The organism is Streptomyces sp. XH2 (genome assembly GCF_049725035.1).
Classification (GTDB): Bacteria; Actinomycetota; Actinomycetes; order Streptomycetales; family Streptomycetaceae; genus Streptomyces; species Streptomyces roseoverticillatus.
The window spans coordinates 274264-285649 of record NZ_JBMMMZ010000014.1 but is presented as its reverse complement, the minus strand read 5'-3'; the positions used below and the strand labels follow the sequence as shown (position 1 = coordinate 285649).

The window sequence follows — 11386 nt, the reverse complement described above, 5'->3', positions numbered from 1 at the left end:
CGGCCGCCCCCCCCCCCCCCGCGGCGGGCGGGGGGGGGGGGCCCCCCCCCCCCCCCCCCCCCCCGCTTCCGGGAAGGGGTCGCGTCAGCCGCGCGAGGCGGCGATCTGCCGCGACATGATCGTCGTCAGCTCGTACGCCGCGTGGGACGCGGCCACCGACGTGATCTCGGCGTGGTCGTAGGCCGGGGCGACCTCGACCAGGTCCGCGGAGACCAGGTTGCAGGAGGACAGGCCGCGGAGGATCTCCAGCAGCTCGCGGGAGGTCAGGCCGCCGGCCTCCGGGGTGCCGGTGCCGGGGGCGTGGGCCGGGTCCAGGACGTCGATGTCGATGGAGATGTACAGCGGGCGGTCGCCGACGCGCTGGCGCAGCTGGTCGGCGATCTCGTCGACGCCGCGGCGCATGACGTCGGCGGAGGTGACGATGCCGAAGCCCATCTTCTCGTCGTCCGTCAGGTCCTTCTTGCCGTACAGCGGGCCGCGCGTGCCGACGTGGGAGAGCGCCTCGGTGTCGAGGATGCCCTCCTCGACGGCCCGGCGGAACGGGGTGCCGTGGGTGTACTCGGCGCCGAAGTAGGTGTCCCAGGTGTCGAGGTGCGCGTCGAAGTGCAGCAGGGCGACGGGGCCGTGCTTCTTGGCGACCGAGCGCAGCAGGGGCAGGGCGATGGTGTGGTCGCCGCCCAGGGTCATCATGCGGGCGCCGGTGCCGAGGATGTCGTCCGCGGCGCCCTCGATGGTCTCGACGGCCTCGTCGATGTTGAACGGGTTCGCGGCGATGTCGCCGGCGTCGGCGACCTGCGCGAGGGCGAAGGGCGAGGCGTCCTGGGCCGGGTTGTACGGGCGCAGCAGGCGGGAGGCCTCGCGGATGGCGTTGCCGCCGAAGCGGGCGCCGGGACGGTAGGAGACGCCCGTGTCGAAGGGCACGCCGACGACGGCCACGTCCGCCGTGCCGACCTCGTCCAGGCGGGGCAGGCGGGCGAAGGTCGCGGGGCCTGCGTAGCGCGGGATGCGGGAGGAGTCGACGGGGCCGCGCGGTTCACGGGGGGCGGGGGTGCTCATGCTGGGGAGCCTCTCGAATCACGGACGCGTTACGGTCGAACCAACGTCGGGGCGGCTGCGGTGGACGTACCCGAGGGTAGGCAGGGCGGCGGAATCCGCACATGTACGTATCAGTGGATCCGGGCCCTCCATATGGACACCGCGTCCAGCACCGCAGTGATCGGGGGAGACAATGATCGGCATGCCGACACCGACCCGCAGCGAACTGATCGACCACCTCGTCCGTACGCGCATCGCCGGGGCCGTGGCGACCCCGCGCGAGAACAACCTCGACCACTACCGCAAGCTCGCGAACGGCGACCGCCGCTACTGGCTCGGCCTGGAGCTGGGCGACCGCTGGACGGACGAGCAGGACGTCCTCGCCGTCATGGCGGAGCGCTGCGGCGTCAGCGACGACCTGAACCACCGGGCCGGCCAGGACCACATCGACCCCGAGCTGACCGCCGACGCCCTGGACCGCATGGCGAACGTGCTGCGCAAGGCGGCGGAGAGCCGCCAGCGGGTCCTCTTCGCAACCGGCCACCCGGGTGCCCTGCTGGAGACGCACCGCACCACGGCCGCGGCCATGCGCGCGGCGGGCTGCGAGATCGTCCGGATCCCGGGCGGGCTGACCGCGGACGAGGGCTGCGTCGTGCAGTTCGCGGACGTGGCGGTGTACGAGGGAGGGGCGACGCTCTGGCACACGCACTCCCCCAACCCGATGGCCGCGATCCTCGACGGCCTGCTGCGGGAGGGGCAGCCGCTGCCGGACCTGGTCGTCGCCGACCACGGCTGGGCGGGCTGCGCTGCGCAGCGCGGCATCGACGCGGTGGGCTACGCGGACTCCAACGACCCGGCGCTCTTCCTCGCGGAGGCGGAGGGCACGCTGCAGGTGGCGGTCCCGATGGACGACCACGTGACGGACCCGCGCTTCTACGAGCCGATGACGGCGTACCTCCTGGCCGCGGCGGGCCTCCTCACGGAGGCCTGAGCGGGCCTGCGGCGCGGTTGCGGCGGGGCCTAGCCCTCCACGGGGCCGGGGCCGCCGTTCCAGCCCCGCACGCAGAGCCACGCGCCGCCCCAGAGCAGGGCGGCCTCGGCCCCTCGGAAGGCGACGAAGCCCACCAGCCGGGGAAGCCCTGTCGCCTCGACGATCGGGCTGTGCCAGAGGACGGCCACGAGGACGCCGAGGACGACACTCACAGCGCCTCCGGCCATCAGCAGGATCCTCGGCGCCGTTCCCATCCGTACACCCGCGCGTGCCATCCGGACCCCTCCCTCACACCGGTTGCGTCAACTCACCGATGTTACCGGCCGGTCGAGCGTGGCCGCGGGACTCGGATCACGCCCTCCTGAATCACCGACACCGCCAACTGACCGCCCTCGGTGAAGATGCGGCCCCGGGCCAGGCCTCGGCCGCTCTGGGACGTCGGGCTCTCCTGGTCGTAGAGCAGCCATTCGTCCGCGCGGAACGGGCGGTGGAACCACATCGCGTGGTCCAGGCTCGCGCCGACGACGTCGCCGACGGCCCAGCCGCCGCGGCCGTGGGCCAGGAGGACGGAGTCGAGGAGCGTCATGTCGGAGACGTACGTGGCCAGGCAGATGTGGAGCAGGGGATCGTCCGCCAGTTTGCCGTTGGTGCGGAACCAAACCTGCGACTTCGGCTCGCGCGGCTCCCCCACGCTGCCGAACGGCGGCTCGTCCGCGTACCGCAGGTCGACCGCGGAGCGGGCGTCCAGGATGCGGTCCACGACGTCCGGGCCGCCGAGGAGCGGGGCGTAGCGGCGCAGCGTCTCCGCGGCCGTGGGGAGGGACTCCGGGGCGGGCGCGGCCGGCATGTCCTCCTGGTGCTCCAGGCCCTCCTCGTGCCGCTGGAAGGACGCGGAGAGGTGGAAGATCGGCTGTCCGTGCTGGACGGCCACCACGCGGCGCGTGGTGAAGGAGCCGCCGTCGCGGATGCGGTCGACGGTGTAGACGATGGGCACGGCGGGGTCGCCGGGCCGCAGGAAGTAGGAGTGCAGGGAGTGCGGCGGGCGGTCGGCGGGGACGGTGCGGCCGGCGGCGACGAGGGCCTGCGCGGCGACCTGGCCCCCGAAGACGCGCGGCACGAGGACGGCGCGGCCGGTGCGGCCCCTGAATATGTCCTCCTCGATGGGTTCGAGGTCGAGGAGGGCGAGGAGCTCGTCCAGCGGCGTGTGCGGTTCGGCCGCCGGTGCGGGCGGAGCGGAAGCAAGGGGCTCGTTCATTGGAGTTCCGGGGCTTACCGGCCTTACAGGCCCATGGACTTGGCGATGATGGTGCGCATGACCTCGCTGGTGCCGCCGTAGATGCGGCTGACGCGGGTGTCCGCGTAGAGGCGGGCGATGGGGTACTCCATCATGTACCCGTAACCGCCGTGGAGCTGGAGGCACTTGTCGATGACGACGGCGGCCCGCTCGGTGGTGAAGAGCTTGGCGGAGGCGGCGTCGGCGGCGGACAGCTCACCCGTCTCGTGGGCGTCCAGGGCGCGGTCCACGACCGCTTCCATGGCGTCGACGTCGGCCTTGCAGTCGGCGAGCACGAACTTGGTGTTCTGGAAGGACGCGACGGACGTGCCGAAGACCGTCCGGTCCTGCACGTACTCCTTGGCGAAGGCGACGGCCGCGGCGGCCTGGGCGTAGGCGGCGACGGCGATGCCGAGCCGCTCCTGCGGCAGGTTCTGTCCCAGGTAGCCGAAGGCCTTGCCCTCCTCTCCGAGGAGGTCCCCGACGGGCACCTCGACGTCGGTGAAGGAGAGTTCGGCGGTGTCGGAGGTCTTCAGGCCGAGCTTCTCCAGCTTGCGGCCGACCGCGTACCCCTCGGAGGTGGTGTCGACGGCGAGGATGGAGATGCCGGCGCGCCGGTCCTCGGGAGAGGGCGGGGCGGTGCGGGCGCAGACGAGGACCCGGTCGGCCTGGACGCCGCCGGTGATGAAGGTCTTGGCGCCGTTGAGGACGTAGTGCGTGCCGTCCTCGGACAGCTTCGCCGTGGTCTTCATGCCGGCGAGGTCGGAGCCGGTGCCGGGCTCGGTCATGGCGATGGCGGTCATCATCTCGCCGGAGACGAAGGGCGGCAGCCAGCGCCGCTTCTGCTCCTCGGTGGCGTACTTGAGGAGGTAGGGCAGGCACAGCGCGGTGTGCACGCTGCTGCCGCCGAAGCTGACGCCCGCGCGGGCGCACTCCTCGGTGATGACGGCGTGGAACTTGAAGCCGCCGCCTTCGCCCGCGCCGCCGTACTCCTCGGGCACCTCGATGCCGAAGACGCCGAGGTCGCCGAGCTTCTTGTAGAACTCGCGCGGGACGGCGCCGGCCTCCCGCCACTCGTCGTAGACGGGCACGACCTCGGTCGCGATGAAGTCGCGGATCGTTCCGCGGAAGGCTTCGTGGTCCTCGTTGTACACCGTGCGACGCATTGGCTGCCATTCCCCTCGTGCGGGCCCGGGGACCCCGGGCTCATGCCTGGCCAAGCGCTTGCTCAGGCGAAGCTACCGGGGAGTCACCAGGGCTGTCCAGAGCCGGCTGAGCCGTACGGGTGACGGCGCCCGGCCGCGGCCGGGGCCGCGTTCCCGGCTACGCCTCCGGCCGCGGCTCGCCGTCCGACAGCGCCGCGAACGCCCCGTGGGCCAGCCTGCGCAGCAGGGCGGCGGTGGCCTCGCGGCCGGGGAGGGCGCCGGGCCGGCCGAGGTGGGGGGTGGAGTTGAGCAGGCCGAAGACGGCGTGGACGGCGGCGCGGACCTCCGCCTCGTACGGGTCCGGGTGGAGCCGGCGGACGACGTCGACCCACAGCTCCACGTACTGCCGCTGGAGCGAGCGCACCTGCTTGCGGTCGCTGTCGCGCAGCTGGCCCAGCTCGCGGTCGTGGAGGGTGATCAGCGCCCGGTCGTCCAGGGCGAAGTCGATGTGGCCGTCGATGAGGGAGGCGAGGACCGCATCCGGACCCCCGCCCTCCGAGGTCGCCTCGATGACGCGGCGGCGCCCGCCCGCGAAGAGCCGCTCGCTGATGCCGACGAGGAGCTCGGCGAGCATCGCGTCCTTGCCGGCGAAGTGCCGGTAGAGGCCGGGGCCGCTGATCCCGACGGCGGCCCCTATCTCGTCGACCCCCACGCCGTGGAAGCCGCGCTCGGCGAAGAGCCGGGCCGCCTCGCTGAGGATCTGCTCACGGCGGGTGGGGGCGGCCTGGGCCGGGGTGCGGGTTGGTGCGTCGTTCACGAAAGTGATTCTAGACAGCGGCGTTAGTGGTCGTTAACCTGAAGAGGAAGTGTTAACGCTCATTAACCGAGCGGGATCACGGGCCGAGCACGATGGGCCGAGCAAGGGAGCTCGAGTACATGCAGCAGGCACCGGCGCTGGGGAGCGCCGCCGATCCGGCGTCCGACGCCTGGCGGGTGAACGAGGCGGCGCACCGCGAGCTGTCCGCGGAGCTGCGGGAGCGGCTGGCCGCTGCCCGGCTGGGCGGCGGCGCGAGGGCCAGGGAGCGGCACACGGCCCGCGGCAAGCTGCTGCCGCGCGACCGGGTGGATGCCCTGCTGGACCCCGGCTCGCCGTTCCTGGAGCTCGCTCCGCTGGCCGCCGAGGGGATGTACGGCGGGGCCGCCCCGGCCGCGGGCGTGATCGCGGGCATCGGCCGGGTCTCCGGCCGCGAGACGGTGATCGTCGCCAACGACGCCACGGTCAAGGGCGGCACGTACTACCCGATGACGGTCAAGAAGCACCTGCGCGCCCAGGAGATCGCCCTGGAGAACAGGCTGCCGTGCCTGTATCTGGTGGACTCGGGCGGCGCCTTCCTGCCCATGCAGGACGAGGTCTTCCCCGACCGCGACCACTTCGGCCGGATCTTCTACAACCAGGCCCGGATGTCCGGCGCGGGCATCCCGCAGATCGCCGCCGTCCTCGGCTCCTGCACCGCCGGCGGCGCCTACGTCCCGGCCATGAGCGACGAGGCGGTGATCGTCCGCGGCCAGGGCACGATCTTCCTGGGCGGCCCGCCGCTGGTGAAGGCCGCGACGGGCGAGGTCGTCACCGCCGAGGAGCTCGGCGGCGGCGAGGTCCACTCGAAGGTGTCGGGCGTCACCGACCACCTCGCCGAGGACGACGCCCACGCCCTGCGGATCGTCCGCACGATCGTGTCCACCCTGCCCGGGCGGGGCGCGCTCCCCTGGAGGACCGAGCCGGCCGAGGAGCCCGCCGTCGACCCCGCGGGGCTCTACGGCGCCGTGCCGGTGGACTCCCGCACCCCTTACGACGTGCGCGAGGTCATCGCCCGCGTCGTCGACGGCTCGCGGTTCGCCGAGTTCAAGGCGGAGTTCGGGCAGACGCTGGTGACCGGCTTCGCCCGGATCCACGGCCACCCCGTCGGCATCGTCGCCAACAACGGCATCCTCTTCTCCGAATCCGCCCAGAAGGGCGCGCACTTCATCGAGCTGTGCGACCAGCGCGGCATCCCCCTGGTCTTCCTGCAGAACATCTCCGGCTTCATGGTCGGCCGGCAGTACGAGGCGGGCGGCATCGCCAAGCACGGCGCGAAGATGGTCACGGCCGTGGCCTGCGCCCGTGTCCCCAAGCTCACGGTCGTCATCGGCGGCTCCTACGGCGCGGGCAACTACTCGATGTGCGGCCGGGCCTATTCGCCGCGCTTCCTGTGGATGTGGCCCAACGCCAAGATCTCCGTCATGGGCGGCGAGCAGGCGGCCTCCGTCCTCGCCACCGTCAAGCGCGACCAGCTCGAAGCCCGCGGCGAGAGCTGGAGCGCCGAGGAGGAGGACGCGTTCCGCGCACCCGTCCGCGAGCAGTACGAGACCCAGGGCAGCGCCTACTACGCCACCGCGCGGCTGTGGGACGACGGCGTCATCGACCCCCTGGAGACCCGGCAGGTGCTGGGCCTGGCGCTGACGGCCTGCGCCAACGCCCCCCTGCCCGAGAAGGACCCCACCGCGCCCGGCTACGGCGTCTTCCGGATGTGAGGCGGAGCATGTTCGAGACTGTCCTTGTCGCCAACCGCGGCGAGATCGCCGTACGGGTCATCCGTACGCTGCGCGCGCTCGGCATCCGCTCGGTCGCCGTGTTCAGCGACGCCGACGCGGAGGCCCGGCACGTCCGCGAGGCCGACACCGCCGTGCGGATCGGCCCGGCCGCCGCCGCGGAGAGCTATCTGTCGATACCGCGCCTGCTGGAGGCCGCCGCCCGCACCGGCGCCCAGGCCGTCCACCCCGGCTACGGCTTCCTCGCCGAGAACGCCGCCTTCGCCCGCGCCTGCACCGACGCCGGCCTCGCCTTCATCGGGCCGCCCGCCGGCGCGATCGAGCTGATGGGCGACAAGATCCGCGCCAAGGAGACGGTGCGGGCCGCGGGCGTGCCCGTGGTGCCCGGCTCCTCCGGCAGCGGCCTGACCGACGCGGAGCTCGCGGCCGCCGCCCACGGCATCGGCATGCCCGTCCTGCTCAAGCCCTCCGCGGGCGGCGGCGGCAAGGGCATGCGCCTCGTCCGCGACGCTTCGCTGCTCGGCGAGGAGATCGCCGCCGCCCGGCGCGAGGCCCGCGGCTCCTTCGGCGACGACACCCTGCTCGTCGAGCGCTGGGTCGACCGGCCCCGCCACATCGAGATCCAGGTCCTGGCCGACGGCCACGGCCACGTGATCCACCTGGGCGAGCGCGAGTGCTCCCTGCAGCGCCGCCACCAGAAGATCATCGAGGAGGCGCCGTCGCCGTTCCTCGACGAGGCCACGCGCGCCGCCATGGGCGAGGCGGCCGTCCAGGCGGCCCGCTCCTGCGGCTATGCGGGCGCGGGCACGGTCGAGTTCATCGTGCCGGGCGACGACCCCTCCTCGTACTACTTCATGGAGATGAACACCCGCCTCCAGGTCGAGCACCCCGTCACCGAGCTGATCACCGGCCTCGATCTCGTCGAGTGGCAGCTCCGCGTCGCCGCCGGCGAGGAGCTGACCCTGCGCCAGGAGGACGTGACCCTCACCGGGCACGCCGTCGAGGCCCGCATCTGCGCCGAGACCGCGCGTGTCAGCGGTGACGGCGCCCGCGTCGACTTCCTGCCGTCCGCGGGCACCGTGCGGCTGCTGCGCGAGCCGGCGGGCGAAGGCGTCCGCGTCGACTCGGGCCTGTCGGAGGGCACGGACGTCGGCACGTCCTACGACCCCATGCTCGCCAAGGTCATCGCCCACGGCCCGGACCGGGCGACGGCCCTGCGCCGCCTGCGCGCCGCCCTCGCGGACACGGTCGTCCTGGGCGTCGACACCAACGCGGGCTTCCTGCGGCGCCTGCTGGCGCATCCCGACGTGGTGGCGGGCGCGCTGGACACGGGCCTGGTCGACCGGGACGCGGCATCGCTCGTACGGCCCTCCGTCCCGGACGAGGTGTACGCGGCGGGGGCGCTGCTGAGCCAGGCGGCCCTGGAGCCGCCGCGCGACGGCTGGGTCGACCCCTTCTCGGTCCCGCACGGCTGGCGCCTCGGCGGCGAGCGGGCCTGGACGCCCCACCACTTCCGGGTGCCGGGCGAGGATCCGGTGGCGGTCCGGGTGCGGGGGGCAGCATCCGCCGCGGAGCTCGTGGTGGGCGATGCGGAAACACCTGCCGCGCCCCGCGACGCGAAGCTGCTGCCCTCGCCGGCGCCGACGGCCCCCGTCGTCCTCGAACTGGACGGCCGCACCCACCGCTTCACCCGGGTCGCCGGCGCGGAGGGCACCTGGCTGGGGCGCGACGGCGACGCCTGGCACCTGCGCGACCACGACCCCGTCGAGGGCGCGGCCGGCGGGGCCGGGGCCGCCGGAGCCGACACCCTCACCGCCCCCATGCCCGGCACCGTCACCGTCGTCAAGGCGAGCGTGGGCGACTTCGTCAGCGCCGGGCAGAGCCTCCTGGTGGTGGAGGCCATGAAGATGGAGCACGTCATCTCCGCCCCGCACGACGGCACCGTCGCCGAGCTGGACGTGACGCCCGGCGCCACCGTCGCCATGGACCAGGTCCTGGCCGTCGTCACCCCCGCCGCCACCGGCCCCGCGGAGGAATCATGATCAGCGGACTGCCCATGGCCGTACCCGAGCCCGGCCTCCCCTCCCGCGTCCGGATCCACGAGGTGGGCCCGCGCGACGGCCTGCAGAACGAGAAGGCGATCGTCCCGGTCGAGGTGAAGGCGGAGTTCATCCGCCGCCTCGCCGAGGCGGGCCTCTCCACCGTCGAGGCCACGAGCTTCGTCCACCCCAAGTGGGTGCCGCAGCTCGCGGACGCCGAGCAACTGCTGCCCCTGCTGGAGGGCGTGCCCGCCCGGCTGCCCGTCCTCGTGCCCAACGCCCGCGGCCTGGAGCGCGCCCGCGCCCTCGGTGCCCGCGAGGTCGCCGTCTTCGGCAGTGCCACGGAGTCCTTCGCCAAGGCGAACCTCAACCGGACGGTCGACGAGTCGCTGGAGATGTTCGCGCCGGTCGTGGCCGAGGCGCGCGGGGCGGGGCTGGCGGTCCGCGGCTATCTGTCCATGTGCTTCGGCGACCCCTGGGAGGGCGCCGTCCCCCTGGAGCAGGTCGTCCGGGTCGCCCGCCGCCTGCTGGACCTCGGCTGCGACGAGCTGAGCCTCGGCGACACCATCGGCGTGGCCACGGCCGGCCACGTCACCGCCCTGCTGACCGCCCTGAACGAGGCGGGCGTGGAGACCGGCCGCCTCGCGGTCCACTTCCACGACACCTACGGCCAGGCCCTGGCCAACACCCTGGCCGCCCTGCGGCACGGCGTCACCACCGTCGACGCCTCCGCCGGCGGCCTCGGCGGCTGCCCGTACGCGAAGAGCGCCACGGGCAATCTCGCCACCGAAGACCTTGTCTGGATGCTCGACGGCCTCGGTATCGACACCGGGGTCGACCTCGGCCGGCTCACCGCCACGAGCGTGTGGATGGCCGAGCAACTGGGGCGGCCCAGCCCCTCCCGTACCGTCCGCGCCCTCTCCCATCAGGAGCCCTGAGCCATGCCGCTGGACCACCGCCTCACCCCCGAGCACGAGGAACTCCGCCGCACGGTGGAGGAGTTCGCACACGACGTGGTCGCCCCCAAGATCGGCGACTTCTACGAGCGTCACGAGTTCCCGTACGAGATCGTGCGGGAGATGGGCCGCATGGGGCTGTTCGGGCTGCCGTTCCCCGAGGAGTACGGCGGCATGGGCGGCGACTACCTGGCCCTCGGCCTGGCCCTGGAGGAGCTGGCCCGGGTCGACTCGTCGGTCGCCATCACCCTGGAGGCCGGCGTCTCCCTCGGCGCCATGCCCGTCTTCCGCTTCGGCACGGAGGAGCAGAAGCGCACCTGGCTGCCGAAGATGTGCTCCGGCGAGATCCTGGGCGCCTTCGGCCTGACCGAGCCCGAGTGCGGCTCGGACGCGGGCGGCACGCGCACCACGGCCCGGCTGGACGAGGCCACCGGCGAGTGGGTGATCAACGGCACCAAGTGCTTCATCACCAACTCCGGCACCGACATCACGGGCCTGGTCACGGTCACCGCGGTCACCGGCCGCACGCCCGAGGGCAAGCCGCTGATCTCCTCGATCATCGTCCCCTCCGGCACGCCCGGCTTCACCGTCGCCGCCCCCTACTCCAAGGTCGGCTGGAACGCCTCCGACACCCGCGAGCTGTCCTTCTCCGACGTCCGCGTCCCGAAGGCCAACCTGCTGGGCGAAGAGGGGCGCGGCTACGCCCAGTTCCTGCGGATACTGGACGAGGGCCGGATCGCGATCTCGGCGCTGGCCACGGGGCTGGCGCAGGGCTGCGTCGACGAGTCGGTGAAGTACGCCAAGGAGCGGCAGGCGTTCGGCCGGCCGATCGGCGCGAACCAGGCCATCCAGTTCAAGCTGGCCGACATGGAGATGCGGGCGCACACCGCGCGGCTCGCCTGGCGCGACGCCGCGTCCCGGCTGGTGCACGGCGAGCCCTTCAAGAAGGAGGCCGCCCTGGCCAAGCTGTACTCGTCGGAGATCGCGGTGACCAACGCCCGCGAGGCCACGCAGATCCACGGCGGTTACGGCTTCATGAACGAGTACCCGGTGGCCCGGATGTGGCGCGACTCCAAGATCCTGGAGATCGGCGAGGGCACGAGCGAGGTGCAGCGGATGCTGATCGCCCGCGAGCTGGGGTTCGCGGGCTGAGGCCGGCCCACGCTGCGGCCCGGGCGACGGGCGGGATGAAGGGGGCGACCTCGCACCCTTCCTCCCGCCGCAGCGGCGGGTGGCCGCGACGGCGCGTCCCGGCGGTGCCGGGCTCACTCGCAGCCCGGTAAGGCACCGCCGGAATCCGCCGCATGGGCTGAGCGCCGCTGCGGCGGAATGAAATGAAGAGTGCTGCCCTGCACTCTTCA

The 11386-nt window shown here is 73.2% G+C and carries 10 protein-coding genes; 5 read left to right on the top strand and 5 right to left on the bottom strand.

The window, feature by feature from the left end:
• Positions 1 to 84: 84 nt before the first annotated feature.
• Positions 85 to 1056, bottom strand: coding sequence for an agmatinase (gene speB, locus ACOTKD_RS28695; RefSeq protein ID WP_424891881.1), 972 nt, complete (start codon positions 1054 to 1056; stop codon positions 85 to 87).
• A 181-nt stretch (positions 1057 to 1237) separates the two neighbouring features.
• Between speB and ACOTKD_RS28690 the strand changes: the two genes are divergently transcribed.
• The gene (locus ACOTKD_RS28690; protein ID WP_424891880.1) at positions 1238 to 2026 is read left to right on the top strand and encodes a phosphatase; all 789 of its coding nucleotides are present in this window, start codon (positions 1238 to 1240) and stop codon (positions 2024 to 2026) included.
• A 29-nt stretch (positions 2027 to 2055) separates the two neighbouring features.
• Here ACOTKD_RS28690 and ACOTKD_RS28685 read toward each other — a convergent pair whose 3' ends face one another.
• The 4 genes from ACOTKD_RS28685 to ACOTKD_RS28670 form a co-directional block, all read right to left on the bottom strand.
• A complete protein-coding gene (locus ACOTKD_RS28685) occupies positions 2056 to 2253 on the bottom strand; it encodes a hypothetical protein (protein ID WP_424891879.1) in 198 nt (65 codons plus the stop codon).
• 89 nt (positions 2254 to 2342) lie between these two features.
• Positions 2343 to 3281 carry an acyl-CoA thioesterase II gene (tesB, locus tag ACOTKD_RS28680; RefSeq protein WP_424891878.1) on the bottom strand — a complete coding sequence of 313 codons (939 nt, stop codon included), beginning with the start codon at positions 3279 to 3281 and terminating at the stop codon, positions 2343 to 2345.
• Positions 3282 to 3304: 23 nt separating this feature from the next.
• The gene (locus ACOTKD_RS28675; RefSeq protein WP_424891877.1) at positions 3305 to 4465 is read right to left on the bottom strand and encodes an acyl-CoA dehydrogenase family protein; all 1161 of its coding nucleotides are present in this window, start codon (positions 4463 to 4465) and stop codon (positions 3305 to 3307) included.
• Between the two features lie 157 nt (positions 4466 to 4622).
• The gene (locus ACOTKD_RS28670; RefSeq protein WP_424891876.1) at positions 4623 to 5261 is read right to left on the bottom strand and encodes a TetR/AcrR family transcriptional regulator; all 639 of its coding nucleotides are present in this window, start codon (positions 5259 to 5261) and stop codon (positions 4623 to 4625) included.
• 119 nt (positions 5262 to 5380) lie between these two features.
• Between ACOTKD_RS28670 and ACOTKD_RS28665 the strand changes: the two genes are divergently transcribed.
• Genes ACOTKD_RS28665 through ACOTKD_RS28650 form a run of 4 tightly spaced genes read left to right on the top strand, consistent with a single transcriptional unit; the run spans position 5381 to position 11177 of the window.
• On the top strand, positions 5381 to 7012 hold the full coding sequence (locus ACOTKD_RS28665) for a carboxyl transferase domain-containing protein (RefSeq protein ID WP_424891875.1): 1632 nt from the start codon (positions 5381 to 5383) through the stop codon (positions 7010 to 7012).
• Between the two features lie 8 nt (positions 7013 to 7020).
• Complete coding sequence (locus tag ACOTKD_RS28660; RefSeq protein ID WP_424891874.1) at positions 7021 to 9072, top strand: biotin carboxylase N-terminal domain-containing protein; 2052 nt, start codon at positions 7021 to 7023, stop codon at positions 9070 to 9072.
• Complete coding sequence (locus tag ACOTKD_RS28655; protein WP_424891873.1) at positions 9069 to 10007, top strand: hydroxymethylglutaryl-CoA lyase; 939 nt, start codon at positions 9069 to 9071, stop codon at positions 10005 to 10007. Before ACOTKD_RS28660 ends, ACOTKD_RS28655 begins: the two co-directional genes overlap by 4 nt.
• Positions 10008 to 10016: 9 nt before the next feature.
• Positions 10017 to 11177, top strand: coding sequence for an acyl-CoA dehydrogenase family protein (locus ACOTKD_RS28650; RefSeq protein WP_424891920.1), 1161 nt, complete (start codon positions 10017 to 10019; stop codon positions 11175 to 11177).
• Positions 11178 to 11386: the final 209 nt, after the last annotated feature.

Excerpts from the sequence above, each read along its gene's own strand:
- ACOTKD_RS28655 (WP_424891873.1), top strand. The coding sequence starts at position 9,069 with ATGATCAGCGGACTGCCCATGGCCGTACCCGAGCCCGGCCTCCCCTCC.
- ACOTKD_RS28685 (WP_424891879.1), bottom strand. The coding sequence starts at position 2,253 with ATGGCCGGAGGCGCTGTGAGTGTCGTCCTCGGCGTCCTCGTGGCCGTC.
- ACOTKD_RS28675 (WP_424891877.1), bottom strand. The coding sequence starts at position 4,465 with ATGCGTCGCACGGTGTACAACGAGGACCACGAAGCCTTCCGCGGAACG.
- ACOTKD_RS28660 (WP_424891874.1), top strand. The coding sequence starts at position 7,021 with ATGTTCGAGACTGTCCTTGTCGCCAACCGCGGCGAGATCGCCGTACGG.
- ACOTKD_RS28690 (WP_424891880.1), top strand. The coding sequence starts at position 1,238 with ATGCCGACACCGACCCGCAGCGAACTGATCGACCACCTCGTCCGTACG.
- tesB (WP_424891878.1), bottom strand. The coding sequence starts at position 3,281 with ATGAACGAGCCCCTTGCTTCCGCTCCGCCCGCACCGGCGGCCGAACCG.
- speB (WP_424891881.1), bottom strand. The coding sequence starts at position 1,056 with ATGAGCACCCCCGCCCCCCGTGAACCGCGCGGCCCCGTCGACTCCTCC.
- ACOTKD_RS28665 (WP_424891875.1), top strand. The coding sequence starts at position 5,381 with ATGCAGCAGGCACCGGCGCTGGGGAGCGCCGCCGATCCGGCGTCCGAC.